The sequence below is a fragment of the Mesorhizobium huakuii genome, assembly GCF_014189455.1.
Lineage (GTDB): Bacteria > Pseudomonadota > Alphaproteobacteria > Rhizobiales > Rhizobiaceae > Mesorhizobium > Mesorhizobium huakuii_A.
Genome location: NZ_CP050296.1, coordinates 6,229,228 through 6,246,580, shown reverse-complemented (window position 1 = coordinate 6,246,580; position 17,353 = coordinate 6,229,228). Strand labels below are relative to the sequence as shown.

The 17,353-nt window shown below is 63.3% G+C and carries 25 protein-coding genes; 2 read left to right on the top strand and 23 right to left on the bottom strand.

The window, feature by feature from the left end:
- Nucleotides 1–30: 30 nt before the first annotated feature.
- Nucleotides 31–213, top strand: a complete 183-nt coding sequence (locus HB778_RS30425) for a hypothetical protein (protein WP_183459278.1) — start codon at nucleotides 31–33, stop codon at nucleotides 211–213.
- Here HB778_RS30425 and HB778_RS30420 read toward each other — a convergent pair.
- The 8 genes from HB778_RS30420 to HB778_RS43515 form a co-directional block, all read right to left on the bottom strand.
- Nucleotides 210–1,466, bottom strand: coding sequence for a hypothetical protein (locus HB778_RS30420; RefSeq protein WP_183459276.1), 1,257 nt, complete (start codon nucleotides 1,464–1,466; stop codon nucleotides 210–212). The two genes, HB778_RS30425 and HB778_RS30420, sit on opposite strands and share 4 nt — an antisense overlap.
- Nucleotides 1,463–2,206, bottom strand: coding sequence for a tail fiber domain-containing protein (locus HB778_RS30415; RefSeq protein WP_183459274.1), 744 nt, complete (start codon nucleotides 2,204–2,206; stop codon nucleotides 1,463–1,465). The genes HB778_RS30420 and HB778_RS30415 overlap by 4 nt, the downstream gene beginning before the upstream one ends.
- Nucleotides 2,131–2,643, bottom strand: coding sequence for a hypothetical protein (locus tag HB778_RS30410; RefSeq protein ID WP_183459272.1), 513 nt, complete (start codon nucleotides 2,641–2,643; stop codon nucleotides 2,131–2,133). Before HB778_RS30410 ends, HB778_RS30415 begins: the two co-directional genes overlap by 76 nt.
- Nucleotides 2,609–3,154: a hypothetical protein gene (locus HB778_RS30405; RefSeq protein WP_183459270.1), complete on the bottom strand. Its 546-nt coding sequence runs from the start codon at nucleotides 3,152–3,154 to the stop codon at nucleotides 2,609–2,611. The genes HB778_RS30410 and HB778_RS30405 overlap by 35 nt, the downstream gene beginning before the upstream one ends.
- Nucleotides 3,151–3,423: a hypothetical protein gene (locus HB778_RS30400; protein ID WP_183459268.1), complete on the bottom strand. Its 273-nt coding sequence runs from the start codon at nucleotides 3,421–3,423 to the stop codon at nucleotides 3,151–3,153. Before HB778_RS30400 ends, HB778_RS30405 begins: the two co-directional genes overlap by 4 nt.
- Nucleotides 3,424–3,459: 36 nt before the next feature.
- Entirely contained in the window at nucleotides 3,460–5,211 is a 1,752-nt protein-coding gene (locus HB778_RS30395) for a hypothetical protein (protein ID WP_244661670.1), read from the bottom strand.
- Nucleotides 5,211–7,025 (bottom strand): hypothetical protein, encoded by a 1,815-nt coding sequence (locus HB778_RS30390; RefSeq protein WP_183459264.1) that lies wholly within the window; start codon nucleotides 7,023–7,025, stop codon nucleotides 5,211–5,213. Before HB778_RS30390 ends, HB778_RS30395 begins: the two co-directional genes overlap by 1 nt.
- Before the next feature lie 91 nt (nucleotides 7,026–7,116).
- Nucleotides 7,117–7,209 carry a hypothetical protein gene (locus tag HB778_RS43515; RefSeq protein ID WP_432421274.1) on the bottom strand — a complete coding sequence of 31 codons (93 nt, stop codon included), beginning with the start codon at nucleotides 7,207–7,209 and terminating at the stop codon, nucleotides 7,117–7,119.
- Between the two features lie 152 nt (nucleotides 7,210–7,361).
- Between HB778_RS43515 and HB778_RS30385 the strand changes: the two genes are divergently transcribed.
- A complete protein-coding gene (locus tag HB778_RS30385; protein ID WP_183457400.1) occupies nucleotides 7,362–8,630 on the top strand; it encodes an IS256 family transposase in 1,269 nt (422 codons plus the stop codon).
- Here HB778_RS30385 and HB778_RS43510 read toward each other — a convergent pair.
- From HB778_RS43510 to HB778_RS30315, 15 genes are all read right to left on the bottom strand, one after another.
- Nucleotides 8,549–8,749 carry a hypothetical protein gene (locus HB778_RS43510; RefSeq protein ID WP_432421273.1) on the bottom strand — a complete coding sequence of 67 codons (201 nt, stop codon included), beginning with the start codon at nucleotides 8,747–8,749 and terminating at the stop codon, nucleotides 8,549–8,551. The genes HB778_RS30385 and HB778_RS43510 overlap by 82 nt on opposite strands.
- A 66-nt stretch (nucleotides 8,750–8,815) precedes the next feature.
- On the bottom strand, nucleotides 8,816–9,655 hold the full coding sequence (locus HB778_RS30380) for a hypothetical protein (protein WP_183459262.1): 840 nt from the start codon (nucleotides 9,653–9,655) through the stop codon (nucleotides 8,816–8,818).
- Nucleotides 9,655–10,401, bottom strand: a complete 747-nt coding sequence (locus tag HB778_RS30375; RefSeq protein WP_183459260.1) for a hypothetical protein — start codon at nucleotides 10,399–10,401, stop codon at nucleotides 9,655–9,657. The genes HB778_RS30380 and HB778_RS30375 overlap by 1 nt, the downstream gene beginning before the upstream one ends.
- Entirely contained in the window at nucleotides 10,398–11,357 is a 960-nt protein-coding gene (locus HB778_RS30370) for a hypothetical protein (RefSeq protein WP_183459258.1), read from the bottom strand. The genes HB778_RS30375 and HB778_RS30370 overlap by 4 nt, the downstream gene beginning before the upstream one ends.
- Nucleotides 11,358–11,359: 2 nt before the next feature.
- Complete coding sequence (locus tag HB778_RS30365; RefSeq protein WP_183459256.1) at nucleotides 11,360–11,644, bottom strand: hypothetical protein; 285 nt, start codon at nucleotides 11,642–11,644, stop codon at nucleotides 11,360–11,362.
- Nucleotides 11,628–11,885, bottom strand: a complete 258-nt coding sequence (locus HB778_RS30360) for a hypothetical protein (RefSeq protein ID WP_183459255.1) — start codon at nucleotides 11,883–11,885, stop codon at nucleotides 11,628–11,630. Before HB778_RS30360 ends, HB778_RS30365 begins: the two co-directional genes overlap by 17 nt.
- Nucleotides 11,886–11,893: 8 nt before the next feature.
- Nucleotides 11,894–12,322, bottom strand: a complete 429-nt coding sequence (locus tag HB778_RS30355; protein ID WP_183459253.1) for a phage tail fiber protein — start codon at nucleotides 12,320–12,322, stop codon at nucleotides 11,894–11,896.
- A 19-nt stretch (nucleotides 12,323–12,341) separates the two neighbouring features.
- A complete protein-coding gene (locus tag HB778_RS30350; protein WP_183459251.1) occupies nucleotides 12,342–12,974 on the bottom strand; it encodes a hypothetical protein in 633 nt (210 codons plus the stop codon).
- On the bottom strand, nucleotides 12,971–13,678 hold the full coding sequence (locus HB778_RS30345; protein ID WP_183459249.1) for a DUF6682 family protein: 708 nt from the start codon (nucleotides 13,676–13,678) through the stop codon (nucleotides 12,971–12,973). The genes HB778_RS30350 and HB778_RS30345 overlap by 4 nt, the downstream gene beginning before the upstream one ends.
- 12 nt (nucleotides 13,679–13,690) lie before the next feature.
- Entirely contained in the window at nucleotides 13,691–14,263 is a 573-nt protein-coding gene (locus HB778_RS30340; RefSeq protein ID WP_183459248.1) for a hypothetical protein, read from the bottom strand.
- Between the two features lie 98 nt (nucleotides 14,264–14,361).
- The gene (locus HB778_RS30335) at nucleotides 14,362–14,817 is read right to left on the bottom strand and encodes a hypothetical protein (protein ID WP_183459246.1); all 456 of its coding nucleotides are present in this window, start codon (nucleotides 14,815–14,817) and stop codon (nucleotides 14,362–14,364) included.
- An 86-nt stretch (nucleotides 14,818–14,903) separates the two neighbouring features.
- Nucleotides 14,904–16,004 carry a N4-gp56 family major capsid protein gene (locus tag HB778_RS30330; protein ID WP_183459245.1) on the bottom strand — a complete coding sequence of 367 codons (1,101 nt, stop codon included), beginning with the start codon at nucleotides 16,002–16,004 and terminating at the stop codon, nucleotides 14,904–14,906.
- Between the two features lie 82 nt (nucleotides 16,005–16,086).
- Entirely contained in the window at nucleotides 16,087–16,317 is a 231-nt protein-coding gene (locus tag HB778_RS30325) for a hypothetical protein (protein ID WP_183459243.1), read from the bottom strand.
- A 15-nt stretch (nucleotides 16,318–16,332) separates the two neighbouring features.
- Nucleotides 16,333–17,046 carry a hypothetical protein gene (locus tag HB778_RS30320; protein WP_183459241.1) on the bottom strand — a complete coding sequence of 238 codons (714 nt, stop codon included), beginning with the start codon at nucleotides 17,044–17,046 and terminating at the stop codon, nucleotides 16,333–16,335.
- Complete coding sequence (locus tag HB778_RS30315; protein ID WP_183459239.1) at nucleotides 16,995–17,348, bottom strand: hypothetical protein; 354 nt, start codon at nucleotides 17,346–17,348, stop codon at nucleotides 16,995–16,997. Before HB778_RS30315 ends, HB778_RS30320 begins: the two co-directional genes overlap by 52 nt.
- Between the last annotated feature and the right edge of the window lie 5 nt (nucleotides 17,349–17,353).

Sequence of the window (17,353 nt, the reverse complement as noted above, 5' to 3'; positions counted from 1 at the left end):
CGGTCCCCACCTCAATCAGGAGCCCCGACGATGTCGAAAGAGATCTACGATCAGAGCAAGGAAGACCCGAGCGGCTATAACGGAAGCATCTCGGCTGTTGCTGGCCTGGCGGCGATCGGCGCGGCTCTCTCGCACAGCTGGCCGATCGCCGCAATCGCGGCCGGCGTGTGCGCCTGGTTCCTGTATCAAGCGCGAAAAGCCGCCAGAGCTTAGTTCCCCAGCCCTATAGCGACGGGCGCCGCCTGCTGTTTCGCCAAGGCGGATTTCACCGTATCCGGCCATTCCTGCTGATCGACACCGAACGCCTGCAGCTTCTGCGCGATCTGCTGAGGATTTCCGCCCTGCGTCATGTAGTCGGCCGCATCCTGAATTAGCTCCTGCTTTGTCGGCGGCGCATTGGTCGGTGTCGGTGCAGCAGCTGCAGGCGCTGCGATCGCCGCCGCGCGAGGATCTGGTCGCGCGGTTGGCGTCGGAACGCCGTTCGCCCCGCCGCCAGTGCCCAAACCGATGCCCGCCGGCGTGGCCGCTTGACCGGTCCCCAGCCCAATTGCAGCCTGCGGCGCCTGTGCGGCGGCCGGGTCGACCTGGTTGCCCGAGCCTTGATCGACAATCACGCTCTGCTGCGGCGGCGGCGCGCCATGATCGCCCACGGCAGCGCCCGTGCCCGTGCCGGCATAAGACTTGGCCGCATTCAGGCGCGTGCGGATGAGCTTGTCCTGATCCTCGGCCGAGCGTTCGCCCCAATCCAAATCGTTCTTGGCGAAATCCGCCGCGGCGGCCTGATATGCGGCCTCGTCGACGTCCTTCTTCGGTGTGGCGTACTTCTGGTCGATTTCCTTCTTCGTGGCGTAGTCCTCCAGCCCGTCGCTGCGCTTCTTCGCGTCTTCAGCGTCAGAGGCGGCCTTGGCCTGCCGCGCGTTGAACGCAGCATCAGGGTTGGCGAAGGTCGAGATCAGGCGCGGGATATCGCCTACAGCGACGTCCTGCTGAATGGCCTTGCCCTTGGGGTCGATCATACTCAGCCGGTACCCGACGACGGTGCCGTGGTCGCCCTTGATCTCGTCTTGCCCCTTAACCTCGTAGCCGTGGTCCATGTAGCCTTTGACCTGAGCGGCCTTGATGGCATCGGTCAGCGCGCCGCCGGGGTCGCCGGTCTGCGCCTTGATGAGCGAGCTTGAGAACAGGTTCGCACCTTGCCGCGTCGAATCCTCTTGGGCGAACTTGCGGTAAGCCAGCGCCTTCTCGGTGTCGCCGGCCGCCTGGTAGACCATCTCCTGCCGCTTCATCATGTAGGCGTAGGCATCGTCCGACAGCGGGTCGGCGAATTTCGCCTTAGTGTCGGCCGACGCCTGCTTCAGGTCAGCGTCGATCTTGTCCTGCTTGCGGACATCCATGATCTTGCCGCCGATATCGTAACCCTTCACGGCGGCATCCATGAACGCGCCAAGGCCGATTCCGAAGCTCATGCTGCTACTCCCAGGCCGATCGCGTCCGGATTGCTCGGCGGCGCGGCCTTTTTCTTGATTGGGGTCACGCTCGATGAGCCTCCAAGGCCGATTGCCTCGGATAGCTCCTCAACCTTGCCTGCGAGATCCTGCACGGCCTTCATGGTGACGCCCAACACGTCGTTCATGTCGATCGAGTGGCCATCGCCCTTGCCGGTCGCCTTCTGGAAGTCGTCGGAGTAGGGGCCCACATGGGTGCCGCCGTCCTCGACGCCCGGTTTGTACTTCCACTGCTCGACGGGCATATCCATGACCTGCTTAAGCGCGGTGCCCTCGGGGATCTCGGTCTTTTCGGTCTTGAGGTCCGGATCGGACAGGCGCAGGCCGATGCCCACCGCGCTGCCAAGGAACGAGCCGATACCGGACGAGTTCGCCGCGTCGGCCTGCTGCTGGGCGTTCCAAGCCTGCACCTGAGTGCCATACTGGCTGTTGAGCGCCGACGCCTGGCCTGCGTAGCCCGCCTGCGCACCGCCGAAACCGTTGTTCATGATGTTGGTGGACTGAAGGAACTGCGCGTTGGTGCCCTGATTGAGCCCGACGGCGCTTGAGCCTGCACCAAGTCCCAGCGATGCCGCCTGAGCCGACTGAGCGGGCAGGCCTCGGCCGAGATTGGCGACATCGGCCTTCAGCGCGAGGCCCTTGTCTCGATCGTTGGTGCGCGCGGCGTTTTCAGCGCCGGCCGACGCAAGCGCCGTGCCCATTTCGCTCGCGCGATCGATGCCGGCATACCTGCCCGACGTCGGGTTGATGCCCATGGAAGCTGCATTGCGATCGGCAGCCGCGCGCGCCCGGCGGCGTTGTTCTGCACATCGGCTTTCGCTTCGGCAGCCGCCTCGTTCTGATGGGCCTCGCTGCCATAGGCGCTGGCCTCGGCGACGAACTTGTCTTCGACCGGCTTGAAAACGGTGTCGTAGCGCTCTCGATCGGATTTCGCCCACGCCGCCTGGTCGTTGGCGATGCCCATTTGCTGCTGCGTGACTTGCTTTGTCAGGGCGTCGAGGTCGGCCTGCCGTGCGGTCGAGACGGCGAGCGAGTCCTTGGCAAACCCAAGCCAATCCTCACCGGTCTGTGCCTGCTTAAGGGCGGCCTCGCCAATTTTCGGATCAGGCGAGGGTGCTTCGCTGCTGCTTTTGTCCATGGGTACGGTCCTGCCAGAGGGGACCGCACGTCATGCGCGGGAGTAATCGGTTATAGCGCGCCGGGGTCTGTTTTTCCAGCGGGTGTTGTTCTCGGGGAGATAGGGGCATTCGCGGCGCAGGATGCCGAAAATGAGCATGTCCTCTTGATCTGGCCCGGCCTCGCGCAAGCGGGCCCTCAAGCGCACCGCCGAAGTGCTCACAAAACCGGATGGAATCGTGGTTGTGCTCCGAAATCATGGTGCTGATCCGATTGAAGCCGCATTGGATGAACGGATATGCCATGCCGCGAACGACGAACTCGCGTGTCATCCAGCGCTTGGTGCCGTCTGATGCGATGCTGGCAAAGCAAGAGTTGGCCGAGAACAGATCGAAGACGAATGCGCCGACGAGCTCGCCGGCCACCTCCGCGCCGATTGCCTTGGCGTCTTCGCGAAACCGACAATTCGCTATCTTGCTGGTCGCCCAGGCGATGACACGCTCGTCCTGCCCGTAGATGAACTCAGGCTTCATGGCAGCACGCGCTTTTGCAGATCCTGCGCCATGGCTGTGAGGCGATTGAAGATATCGGTCACGTCGAGCAGCAGGGCGTCAAACTCCGCCTTGGTGGGCGTAGCGCCGGCCGCCTTGGTGCATCGCAGCTGCTTGCGCATGTCGAGCAGCGCATCGATGTCCTCGATCAGCACCGCCGCCTTGCGGTTGCCCTTGCCCCTACCTCCGTAAAGCGTCTCCAGGCGCTCGCGGTCGCGTGTGTCACCACCGCCATTGCCGCCACCCCCCACGGCTCTCGCCGCCGCTCCGACTGCTGTCGCCTCCCATCATGCCGTCACCTTCAAATCGTCCATCGTCTTGGCCATGACGATCTGCTGCACCTGGACGTCGCCGAAGACGTCAATCTCCCACGTTCGCGCCCGGAAGCCGCCCGGCAGGCGCACGGGCTGGTTTACCCGCGTGACCGAGAAGATCAGCTTGCCATCGGCGTAGACCCCGACTGACACCACACCGGAGATAGGCGCCGGCAGCCGCGCGAGGATACTCCCGTTGATGGGGAGGGTGTTCAGCGGCCGGGCGTTGATTTCAGCTTTGATCGAGCCCGCGGCGATGAGGATCTTGTTGGCCGCGATGATGGCGGCGATCGCCGCATCAAGGTTGCCCTGGTCCTGATCACTGGTCACTTCGTTGCTGTCGACGATGATGCAGCTGAAGTTCTCCGGGTAGGGCAGCACGAACTGCTTGCTTTTCCAATATTGCGACAGACGGGCAGCGTTGGGCGCGTCGAGCCGGCGGATATTGGTCGTGTCAGCTTCCAGGAAGAACAGGCCGCCTGTCGCGATCTCGAAATATGCGGCCGTGGCCTTCGTGTCGGTGCGGATGAGGAACGACTGTCCGGACAGATCCAGCAGCAGCGCTCCCGTCAGGATGGTGCCGTTGACGGCCGTGGTTTGGTAGAACAGCGCGCACCTGCCTGAAATCTGGCTGCCGATCATCGTCGCCGGCGACAGCGCAAGCCAATCGTCTCGGTTGAAGATGTTGGCTGTGGGCACGCTGATGCTGCCATCCGCGCGCACGACGGCCATGCCTTCGTTCGACGGAAAGGCGATGGCATAGCCAAGGTCGACGATGCCGCGCGCGTTGATGCACGGGAAGTTTTGCTCGAGCTTCGCCATCTGCATCGTGTCAGGCGACGAGCCTTGCACCATTTGCGGCCAGCCCTCGGTCATCACCACGATGCTGGTGTCCATGGCGCCAAGGCCGACGATGTCCGAATCCGTGGTCAGAATGTACTTTTCCGGCCAAGCATGCGGGCGGTAAGGCTCGCTGAAATACAGCTTGCGCCCCGAGAACGCGGCCATCATGCCGTTCGGCAAGCTGATGAGGCCTGTGAGATCGTCAGGCGGCGCGTTGTAGTTGGCGGACGGAAGCGGCTCCTGGAAGGCGTTCACCGCAATGACGTCGGTGTAGTTGCTGGCCGAAGCCGCTCGCTCGTCGATGAGGTAGAGATAGGTGCCCGACTGGCCGGTCTGCGATCGATAGATGCGCTGTAGCGTGATGCTGCGGCCGGCCGGCGCGGCCACAAATCCGGACAGGATCACGCTGTTGCCGGGCTTCCAGTCGACGGTGTTGCTGATCGGGTTCGGCTCCGATTCCTCGCCGAAGGACGTCACCCACGTGTAGACATAGTTTCGCGAGACGATATCGCCCGCGCCGGTACCCGAGAGCGTGGCAGTCAAGGCCGCCGCCGGCAGCGGGACGGCAAGATCGTATGTGGTGCCGGCAATCAGCACCTTCGGCTTGCCGCTGCCCGTGAAGTACAGCCGATCGTCAGCAACCGGGCCTGGTGCGGCGTTAACAACGGTGGTCCAGCCGATCCATTGGCCGAGAAAGTGATAGATCGTCTTCCACGTCTTTGCGCCGGCCGTCGCGATGAAGGCGGATTTCCTCATGGGCGTCAAAGCGCCGTCATCGAGGCGCGTGTTCACCGCCGACTGTGCAGCGCTCTCGGGCATCAGTCGCGGGATTATGCGGGGCTGCTCGCCGGTGAAGGCGCTAAGCTTGATCGTTGCCGCCACTAGAGATTGTCCTTCCATCCGTGAAGGTACACGCTGCCTCCGCCGGCATTGCTGAGATAGTAGAAGTTCGCGGTCTCCAGGCAGAACTCGAATTGCGAGTTGGTGAAGATGTTCGAGCCTGTGATACCGCTGTTGCCGTTGCCGACTGGGGCGTTGTTGGCAAAGCTGGTCGAGAAATTAGGGTTTGGCGCGACAAACACCTTGCCGCCGTCGCCGACACCACCTTGGAGCCAGCCGAGAATGACACCCGCCGTCGGCGGCACGAAATTGGCCCACGCCACCGCCTCCCATACACTGCCAACACTGCCGCCGGATTTCATCGCAATCGGCGACGCTGGGTTCGTTCCATTGATGATTTGGACCCGATCGCCATACTGGATGGTGCGCAACAGGTTGGCCGCAGCATCGTTGCGGACGGCGCCGACGCGCAGTTTCTGCGTATAGGTCGCCGGCATGGTCGGCGCTGTGGCACTGAGGGAAAGCAGCGCAGCCGCCGTGGTGCCGTTCCAGATCAGCCAGACGTTGGGCCATGTGTTGGCCGCCTCGGCGCCGGTATCGAGCCCGTTGAGCCCGGCAACGGTGATGTCGGCGGTGACGCTCAAGCCGCCGGCCGCCGTCACCTGCACCTGTGTGGCTGACAGCACTTCCACCTTGAGGCCGGCCAGCATCTTGGCGCTCGTTGGCAGGCCATTGAGGAAGAAGCCGCCGGCGTTGATCGTGTCGACGCCTTTGTCGCCGCCAAGCGCGCCATTCATGAAAAGGCCAGCGCCAAGCGCCATCCGGCGAGCGACCGCGCTGGCGACGTTCGTGCGCCACTCAAGCAGGGTCGCGCCGGTGGTTGCGGAGAGCAGGATCGCCCGCATGCCGGCGACGAGCGTTTTCACCGTCGGCGTGATGTTGGCGTACCACATGAGATCCGAGAGCAGGTCCGCGTCGGCCGGCGTGGCGGAGTTGCGGTAGAGCTCGACATTCGGCCCGCTCGTGGCGCCCGCATCCGTGGATTCGAGTTTCAGCCCGGTCGCGCCGGCGATCACCTTGTCGTCGCCGATCGTCACGCCGCTGCCCTGGGCGGCGCCGGCAACGCCATCAGCGCGCACGATCTCGTTGTCGACCGTGACGCCAAGCGCCCCGAACACCGGCTTCCCGCTCGCCCTGTCGTAGCTCAGCATCTGCCAATTGCCGGCACCCAGCGATTCAAGCTCCGCCATATCGTTCGCTTCGACCTGAATATTCGCCCCGGTGATCAGAATGAGGCTGGTCGCATTGTGCGTGAGCAGCGGGGTGCCCGTGAATTTCACCTTCCGGCGAGCGCCGGCCTGCTCGGTGCCGAAGCCGGTGATCCCAACATTGCCCGTGACCACCACGTAGACGCCGGTTGCTGCGGCGAGATCGACAATGTTGGCGCTCGCCATCGGCGTCGAGATGGTCGAGAGGTTGTCGAAGGCCTCCATCGGCGTGCTGGCGTTGGTGCCGCCCATCGCCACCGGAAGCTTGCCGGTGAAAGCAGTGAGATCCAGCGCCAGCAGCGCAGCGGCCGTCAGCGTTCCGTCGACACGCGTCGTGCCGGCGACGAAGTTCTTGGCCGTGGTGCCTTCCTGGCCTCGAACAACGGTCAACGTCACGCCAGCGCGCGCCGTGCAGCGCATGATTTCAAGGTTGCCTGCGCCGTCGGTCAGCGTGATCGGGCACCAGTCGCCAATTCCCAGCGTCGGGAAGTTACCTTCGTCTCCGGACGTGATCACCACGCTCGTAGAGAGGTTGTTGATCGTGTTCGCGAGCAGAGAAGTGGCGTTGTTCGAGAGCTTCAGCGACATGGTGCGTCCCTTGTGGGGTTCGAGCACGTCATGCGCTGGAGAGGCCGCAATATAGCATCCGTGCGGCGAAGCGGAAGGGCCGCCGGCGGGGCTACTTCTCGATCACGCGGATGCGCACCGACTGGTCCATCGTGCGGTTGGCTGCCGTGACGATCCTGTTGAGGATTTCGTAGGTCGCGCCGATCGTGCCACCAGACAGCCAGATGGTAGTGCTATCAGGCTGGAAGCTCTCGTTTGTGAGCTATGGCTGAAACTGGGTGATGACGGTTTGAGAAGGGCGGCGTATCGAGGCGGGTGATGAAGCCTGCCAGAACCTCTCAAGGAGAGCGATACGCCATGAACGAGACTATCAACATTGTTCGCCTTCGTCAGCCCGACGAAATCGATGATCCCCTGACGGATGTGCTTCGCACCGGCGCGCGCAAATTGCTGGCGCAGGCGATCGAGATGGAGGCCGAAGCGTTTCTTGCCGAGATGCGGGATCTCAAGCTTCCGGACGGACGTGACCGGCTGGTCCGGCACGGTCACGGGCCGGAGCGGAGCATCCAGACGGGGATCGGGGCGGTGCCCGTCAGCCGGGTGAAGGTCCGGGATCGCGGCGCGAACGGTGAAGCGGAGCGCATCCGTTTTTCCTCATCGATCCTGCCGAAATGGGCGCGTCGGACACGAAGTCTGGATGCGCTTCTTCCCGTTCTCTATCTGCGCGGCATTTCGACGGGCGACTTTCAGGAAGCTCTGGCAGCTCTGTTGGGCAAGGAGGCGCCGAACCTCTCACCCTCGGTGATCACGCGACTGACGGCGGAGTGGGGCATCGAATACGATCGTTGGCAAAAGCGCGATCTTTCGGCGCGCCGCTATGTGTATGTGTGGGCGGACGGGGTCTACCTGCAGGCCCGGATGGAAGATCATGCCGAATGCATGCTGGTCCTGATCGGCGCCACGCCCGAGGGCAAGAAAGAGCTGCTCGGCTTCCAGACCGGCATTCGTGAGAGCGCACAGAGCTGGCGCGAGCTGCTGGTCGACGTCAAGCGTCGTGGCCTGCAGATCGCGCCCGATCTTGCCGTCGGCGACGGCGCGCTTGGCTTCTGGAAAGCGCTCGATGAGCTCCTTCCCGGCACCAAGCACCAGCGATGCTGGGTGCACAAGACAGCCAACGTGCTCAACAAGGTGCCGAAATCGGTGCAGGCCGCCATGAAGACGGACTTGCGCGAAATCTTTTCCGCCCCGAACCGAGCCTCAGCCGAGACGGCGATTGCCGTCTTTGTCGAGAAATATGATGCGAAATACGGCAAGGCGGTCGACTGCCTGACCAAAGATCAGAATGCCTTGCTGGCGTTCTACGATTTCCCCGCCGAACATTGGGATCATCTGCGAACGTCCAATCCCATCGAGAGCGTCTTTGCGACCGTTCGCCATCGCACGGTGCGTACCAAGGGCTCACTCTCCTCGAAAACCGCCAGGCTGATGGTCTTCAAGCTGGTCATGGCCGCGGCCAGGACGTGGCGACGACTGAAAGGACAAAATCAGTTGCCTAAACTCATCGCAGGTGCAACGTTCCAGGATGGAATCGAGGTCATTGAACTGAAGCCGCAGAGCGCCGCTTGATCAGCCTCGTCACCCAAATTGCAGCATAGCTCCTCGTTTGTCTTGGTGATGCCGTCAGGGAGGATCCACGTAGACGAGACGATGCTGTCCTCGCTGGTCAACCGCTTCCACCACAGCATGGCATAATCGAGCACTTCATCCGGGTCTTTTTCGGGCCATTTGAGGTTTGCGGTCATGGTCAGCCCCTAAGCGATCTTTTCAACGATGGTGACGTCTCGGTCTTCCGGTGGCGACCTGGTCGAGCGCGGCGCCGGCGGCACTGTGACGCTGCGGTTTTCGGCTTCGACCGTCGCGGACCTGTTTTCAGCGGCTACCTCAACAAAGCGCGTCGAGATCTCCACCAGGGCGGGGACTTCCGCCCAGCGATCTTCCTCCGCAACCTCGACTGTACGCCAAGGTGGTGTGGCCGGAAGCCAGTTGCTGACCGCGCTGGCGTCGACTGTGACCGCTGCCGCGCCGGCCGAGCTCGCAGTGGCGGCGCCGACGCCGTCCCCGTCAACGGTGATGACCGCTGAGCCGGTGCCGGCGCCGGTGCTGCTGCCGATCCCGTCGACCGCTACCACGGACGCTGCAGCGCCAGTTCCGGAGCCGATCGGCGCGCCTACGCCCAGAGCATCAACAATCGACGTCGCGACGCCCGTGCCTGCGCCTGTGGCCGCACCTATGCCGTCCACGGCTACGACCGATGCAGCCGCGCCGGTCGAGGATACTGTGCTCGATCCCACTCCAAGGGCGTCAACGGTTGCCGCAGCGGCCCCTACAGCCTCGTTGATGCCGGTCCCGCCGCCTGCCGCATCACCAAAGACCGCCGCCGCGCCTGTGCCCGCTCCAATGGCAGCGCCGCCAGCGTCGGCGGTGGTGATCGAGGCGGCAGAGCCGGTTGCCTCCCAGGTGGAGGCGCCGATGCCGTCGCCCGAGACAACGGCTGCCGCGATACCGACGGCCGAGACGACGATCGTCCCAAGGCCGCCGCCGAAGTACCGGCGAGCGAAGTACCTCTTGCCGAAAAAGCGCCCCGCAAACATCAGGTGGCGTCCAGTGTTACGGCCGAGCGATTGCCGTCCGCGTCAATCGTGGCGCTGATGCGGTTCTTGGTGTCGCCGATATCGCGGAACACGCCCGTTGTGGTCGCGAGCCCGCTGGACTTGCCGAACAGCGCGGAAGCGATGAGCCGCATGGCCTGCCTGATCGTCAGCCCCGTTTCGACGCCGGCGGTGCGGTCGAGCAGGCTATCGGCAAATTCATTGCCCACGTCCGCGTTTACTTTGGTAGCACTGATCGCGTCGGCGGCGAACGCTGCGTTGGTGATCGCGCCAGAGCCCCAGGCGACGTTGGCCGCGTTCTTGACATTGACGTCCATGACACCTGCGGTGGCGGGGGTGGCGACGGCTGTGCCGAGCAACGATCCGACATCGACCCGGCCGCTTGCGTCGACCGTTTGCGTCCTGCCGGAAGTGCTGTCGCGGCGGAAAAGCTCGACGACGCGCGTAACCCTAGCCATGGACGCCTGGGTGATCGACACGATGTACTCCTCGCTGTCGGACGTCGAGGCGATGGTCGTGTCCTCGTCGATCAACAGCGCGTATTCGCCGGGCATATTTGCAGCAGACAACTCGACGATGGTCGGAGTGGTGTAGATCGTCGCCGCGCCGCCGTTGCGGCTTCGGTAGACTGTCCATGTCGTAAGGCCTGTCTTACGCGTCTTCAGATCCGTAGCATCGACGGCGACGAAATAGATGTTTTGGTCGATCTTGCCGCTGGGGATTCTCATAGCCCGTACCTATTTCGCATCCCGTTGAACAACGCGGCAGTTTCCGCCTGGCTCAACGCCCGGTTCCAAGCGGCGATGCAGGCGTACCTAAAGCCGCTTGGAACAATGGATCCACCGTTCGCGTCACGACCGATCTGTAAGTTACCGTTCGGCGCGGCAGCCGAAGGACCGGTCAGGTTGCCGTTGAAGGCAGTAATCGTGCCATTGACGTTCCAATGACTGGCTGTAGCGCCGCCGTTTTCATTGAAGGACACGACGATGATCGCCCAAGCGCCGGCGATGGCCGATGCCAGACCCCAAGCGAAGTTGTTCGTGGACGAGCCTTCAATGCGCCAGCTCAGGTTGTTGGTATCGATGCAAGTGAGGGTGCTTCCGGGGATGCCGCTAAAGTTCCCCAAGATGGTGCGGAACGTGTTGGTCGGCGTCGTGGGTATCCACACGATCGCCATCACAGTTTCAGTGGCGCCATCCTTGTGCCAATTATCGTCGAAAGTGGTCGTGGCTACCGGCGAAAAGAAATCGCCACCGTCACACGAGAAATACTCGTTGGCCGAGAGGGCGCCAGCCGTCCCGTTGAAAGTGGGGTCATCGGTGGTGGCTGTGGATGACGAACCCCTGTTGTAGTTTACGGCATTGCCGGAAAGATCGTTCCAAACCTGGCCCGTGCCGGAATAGCTGTTCGCGTCCGCTGCGTCGAAGCATATCTGGAGGCTGCTCGTGAGCCCATAGAAACTGATCACGTCGATGAATTTGAGCGGCGGCAAGCCAATCGGCGGTGCCAACAGATCGTCGCCGAACTGCAGGGGCTGGTAGGGGTAGAACTGCCCGCCGAACATCTGGAGCGGCCGCAGCAGGCGCCAGATGTCGAACTTTGGCAGGCGCAGTTTTGCCTTTGGCAGCCAACTGGCCGCCGGCGGGCCGCCGTTGTGCCCGATGCCTGCCGCGATCGCGCTCATGATCAGCTGTTGAGATCCACCGCGGCGACCTGGTCGGCCTTAGCCTTGAGTGCGCTAAACTCGGCCGTCATCTTCGCGAGTTCGGCCTTCGTTGCAGCATCGAACGCGTTCGCCGAGCCGAAGGCCTGCACGGTTGCGATGACGTCGGCATAGTCGGTGGGAATGGCCGAGAGAGCCACGGAAGCAGCGCCGGCGTTGGACTTCGCTTTCAGCATGACCTGTCGCTGATCGCTCAGGCGCTGCGCGATGGCGGCCATACCGACCTTTACTTCACTTGTCGTTGCCATTGTCGTCTCCGTTGGGGTTGAGCAGTGCGCCGTAGAAATCGGCCTTGGCCTTGTCCCGCGCGGCGAGCATCTGCGCGCGGATCTCGGCCGGGTCAGCGATGCCGGCCGCCATGCATTCGAGCACCGCTGTCGACATGGCAGCCTCGATCACGACGGCTGCGCGCTTCCCGAGCGGGTTGTTGGGGCTGGCATTGGCGGAGACGCCGACAGCCTCGACGATGATGCTTTTCACTTCGGTCATGATGGGGCTCAGTCGAAGGTGATGGTGGTGGCGGTGTTCAGGCGAGGCGTGACGCCGGCGCCGGTGATGATGTTCGGCGTCACCGTGCCGCTGACCATCAACTTGCCCGTGCTGGTGTGCGCCGTGCCGACCGAGAAGTGCGTCACCGTGCCAGCGCCGGCGGTGCCTGCTGGAAAATCGATGTTCGCTACCGGGGATACGACGTTGTTGGTCACGGTCCATCCGCCGGCGGTTCGAGCAACCGGCACCCGCGCATAGCCGGTATAGGTGGCTTCCGACGTGTTCTGTAGGCCGGCTTCACCCGGGTCGGCCGTGTGGAGCGCCACCTCGAGCACGGTCAGCGGCGATGCCGCCGCGTTGTCGGCCAAATTGGCGATCGGCGTAGCGTTGAAGATCAGCTTCGCGAGGTCGTTTTCGAAGGTATTGCCGAGAGACATGATCCGGCTCTTTCGTTGGTCAGATGAACTGAGGCTTGGTGCGGAGACGGGCGCGCTGCTGGCCCTTGGACGCTTCGCGATCCATGCGAGCGATGTAGGAATCGAACATCTGCTTGTAGGCGGCGCCCAGCTGGGGGTTGGTGTACTCAGTCTTGGGCGTGAGCATCACGCGGCCGGCCGCCGCCATGCCGATCATCTCGGAATGGTCGGTCAGGATGAAATTGGGGATCTGCTCGGCCGTGATCGACGGCTGAAGCACCAGGCGCACCCGCAACGTGCCAGTCGCCTTGGGCACGATGGTGACGGTGTTCGGGTTCAGCTGCGTGATCCAGCGGGCGTTGCTGGTCTGGTCGAGGTCGATATCCCAGCGGGAAACGTTCTCATCGAGCCACGCGATGGTGACGGGATGGAGCTCCAAGCCGTCGAGCGATGCCTTCTCGATCTTGACGATCGCCACATCGGGGATTGTGCACACGCACTCGCTGTCCGGAGTGGCGATGACGATGTCGTCGTATTCGCGCCAGATGGCGGCGTACAGGCAGAGCTCGCGCACCACGGCGCGGATGTTGCGCAAGACCGTCGGATGCGGCGCGCTGGGCACGTGCGGCATGACGAACGGCAGCATGTCGTCGATGTCGACCATGTCCGTCATTTGGCCCCGCCACGGCGCGCGTTCGGGCTGGTCGAGCCTTCAATCTGAATTTTCAGGCCAACGGCCGTCGCGAACTGCTGATAGTGCATCGCCGATCGGCCGGGGCCGCCGGCGAGATCGTCCTTCATCTGCGCGCGGTACAGCACGTAATCGAGGAGCGGGTCGGAGTAGGGCTCTGGCAGGCCCACGGGACCCTCGTAGGAGGCCGGGAGCTTCACATCACCGGTTGCCTCCAGTTTGGTTGGAAGCGTCGAGACGAGCCCCTGCACGAAACCATCGCCGGTGTTGCCCGGGTAGCAGAAGAACTCCAGCGGCGCCGCCTCGTCATAGACGTAGTGCCGCACGTCCTTCTTGAACGGCGAGTACCTGGTGTCATGCCAGTTGGGCACTTCGGCATCGAGGATGGTGCGACCGATCACGGTGATGGCGCGGCCGAGCAAGCGCGTCGGCGTCTGGCTGCGCACATTGGCGCTGATGTTCTGAAGGATGAGCGGGGTGGGGGTGCCCGTCGCCGGTACCGATTGAAGGGTGCCGGCGACGAGCGGGATTACGATCGTAGCGGATGAGGCTGAGGGTTTCGCCAGAACGATGGCTTTGACGCCTTCGTTGATCCAGCTGCAGAGCTCGGCCAGCGGCCAGCGAACATGGTCCTCATCGAGGAGCAAGACACTGGCGCGCTCAAGGATCTCTCGGCCGGTCGGCATGAAGTCTCATCCTTACAGCTGGGGGACCAACAGGGCCTTCGCCTGGCCGATCCAGTCCTTGCTGACGATCGAGCCGAACAGCTTCAGCTGCTTGTCGAGCTCGTCGATCTTCTCGGGCGTCAGATCCATAATCTGGCTGAACGAGACGATGCCAACGACAGCCAGCTTCTCGGCGACCTTCGGGCCGATACCCACGATCTTGGTCAGATCGTCGGCGATCGGGAGCACGACTGCACCAGGTACCGCCGGCGGGATGGTTTCTGGCGGCTTGAAGCCAAGGTCGGGAGCGTCATCGCCGTCGAGGTACTCGTGGTCCTTGTCGTCGTCGTCCAGGTGATCGTGGCTTGTGTCGTCGTCATCATCGAGGCCAAGGCCAAAGCCGGGCTCGATGAAATCGGCGGGTTCAACGTGCTCGGGCGGGACTGCGGGCACCTCGCGGTAGTGTTCGACGGCGAGGAACATCTTGATGTCATCAGCGCGGTCGACGCGGGCCGTGAAGCGGCCGTAAGGATCACGCTGGAAGCTATACGTGCTGCCGCCGGCGTTCACCTCGGCAGAGCCTAGTTTGCACTCGATTGTAGCCATTTCACTTTCCTCCTAAAATTCGACGCCGGCCATCGTTGGGGAGGAAATCTCCAACGATGGCCGACGTCTGCACCACGCGCCTTGCAGCTCGCCCCGACCTACAGGGCGTGGTAGCTCACGGTCAGGCCAACTTCACCGACCGTGAGGCCGGTGGCAGCTGCCTGAAACTTGATGCCGATCGAGCGAGCAGTGGTCGCCGAAACGGTGCGGAATGCGGTCTTGGCGGTCGGACGGGCAACGCCGCCGGCCTGGGCGAGCGTACTCGCTGCGAAGAACTCGGCGCCGCACGTGCGGGCCTGGTCCTGCGATTGCCAATCGCCCGACATGATGCCGACGTCGAAGGCGATCGTGGTGCCGGTGTCGAGATCGTCGCTGTCGAGGACCATGTCCGTGACGCGGCAATTCGGCGGGATCGGCGCAATCTCGATAATGTCGTTCAGCACCAGGCCCAGCGGCACGGCATATTTGTAACGAACGGTGACGGTTTCGCCGGCATAGCTGGGGTAGGGAACGTTGATCTTCCCCAGCGCGGCGTCAGACTGCTTGATGGTCATAGTGGCTTCTCCGCGAGGATCTGTGGGGGCGTTGACGGTGAACGGTGAAAGCCGCCGCGACCATCAGGCCACGGCGGCTAGTTTTCTCAGGTGTTCGGGTCTTTGGCGGCCGTGTCGATCGAGATGATGCCGAAGTCCTTGCTGTTGAAGCGCGTCTTCTTCACGCCAAGGATGACGCCCGCGGCGATCACCGGCTCGTTGCCGTGATCCTGCATCTCTTCGGTCCACGAGAAGCGCAGGCCGCTGGACGAGCCGTAGGCGACAACACCCGCCTGGCGACCCATGAACAGGGCACGCGCCGCCGGCACGTTCGCGCCGGCGCCGTAGTCGGAAAACCTGATCGCCGACTCGTGCGAGTGCAGCACCACGTTGTTCACCATGCCAAGCCCACCCTTGAAGATCGGGGTGTTCTTGCCCTCGGCCGTGATCAGCGCCTTCTGGATATCCATCCAGCCGGTGGTGTCGGCCGTGCGCATGTCGAATTCCTGGAACACCGACATGAGCAGCACGTAGTGAGGCTCGCCATTGATCATGACGGGCATCATGTTCGCGGTGGTCGGATCGGTGGTCCGCATGGTGCGGGCCTTGGCGGCGGCCTTTTCGACCACGAGCTTCGCCATCTTGTCGGAGGCAACGAGGCCAACCTTCGTGGTGGCAACGCCGCCGTAGATCAGGTGCGCGGCGTCCGGAGCGTCGATCGTGTTCCCGGCCAGACCGACATAGGTCAGGTCTTCCGTGAAATCTTCGTTCATGCCGCGCGAGCCGGAGAGGTAGATGAAGTTGAGCTCGTCGACGTACTTCGACCAATAGTCGGAGAGCCGGTCCTTACCGATTTTCCGGATATTGTGCGTGGTGCGCTTGCGGCTCATCTTGCCGCCAGCGGAAACGCCGTGGCGCAGCTGGTCGATCTTCACCTGGTCGGAGAAGAAGCGGAGGTTTTCCTCCTTGCCCTGCAGGCGAGCATCGCCGGCGGTGGGCTTGGCGCGCAGCTGCACCGAGAGATCGAAGTCGATGGTGTCGCCTGCATCGGATTCGAGATCCGTGAGGCGCTGAATGACGGCGTTGTCGTCTTCCGACACGAACTTGCGGTCGAAATAGGACTTCTTGGTCACATCGATGAAAAGTGACCCGGACCACTTCTTTTGGGCTTTCGGGTCGCCGAATGCGATGGTCGTAGGACCGGCCATGACGTGCTACTCCTGTGAGGATTCAGCACGTCATGCGCAATCGAGCCTTGATACGATGGATAATCGTATGGCGCAACGGGGCTTAGGCCACCTGCTGGACGGGGCTTTCCTGGTGATCATGGATGCGGCGAGCCACACCCGTGATGCCCAGCGTGAACCGGGCAGGGATGATGCCGTCGGCTATCAGCGTGATCGGGCGGAAGTCGCCAGCGAACACCAGCCGCACGCGGCGGCCGGTCTTGTCTTCCACCTTGACCACGCCGTGCTCGCCGATCTGCACCGCCTGGCCGACATTCACCGTTAAAGTCAGCATCTAACCCCCTGCTGGCTACTGCGCCAAATAGCGTTCCTGTTCGGCTGCCGACAGCTTCGACAAGGCCTGCTGGAAGGCTTCCGTGTTGTTCTCCGAGAGGCGATCGAGCCACGCAAAGTCGTTGCCCTCCTCGATGTCGACGTTTTCGGAAGCCGGCACGTGGGCTAACGACGGCGGAATGACGCGCGCGGGCTTCGCAGGTGTCGGCGTCGGCTTGCCGGGCTTGGGCGGTGCCACGCCAAGCAGCGCGCGCGCATCGTTCTGCAACGACTCGTGCGCCTTGATCAGAATGTTCGGGTCGCGGTGCTTGCCTTCGGCAGCTGCTGCCGTCTGGAGCTCACGCACGCGCTGGTCGAGCGCCCGGTACAGCGTCGGATTGGTTTCGAGGTTGTACTCCTTGTGCTCGGCAAGGAAGTTGGGGACCGTCGTATCGCGCCAATAGGTGTCCTGCGTGTCCTTGGACACCGTGGCGCGGTTGACGGCTTCCCGGATATCCGCCCGGCTGTCCTCAAGCGGACGCGTCTGCGCACGGCGCTCGACGGCCGTGAGCTCGCCCTCGTCGAACTTGAGGTCGATCGCGGCCAGCTTGGCATCGATCTCGTCGAGCTTCGCCTTGGCGTCGGCCGGCGCCGTGTATTGCGGGAACGTCGGTGCTGCTTGGACCGGCCGCGCAGCCGCTACGGCCGCAACGGGCGCCGCAACCACTGCGGTCTTGCCGGCGGCGTCCACAAGCGCCTGTGCCTTGGCAGCATTCTCGGCTGCAAGCGCCTCGGCCGCTTCTTTGGCGTCGGCGGCGATCTGCTGGCGTGCGGCCAGCGCATCCTTGGCGTTCTGATCGTCGCCGGCGGCGATCCGCGCGTCGGCACGTTCCTGGAGCTCGGCGCGGCTGCTGTCGCTGCGTCGTTGGCGACAAGCTCGTCGTCGATCTCTTCGTCGGCACCTTCGTCGACAACGTCATCGTCGAGCAGGCCTTCGCGCTCGTCGTCGGTGAGCATACTCAGTTCGGCTTCGGTGTGGGTGTCTCGGGCCATGGTTT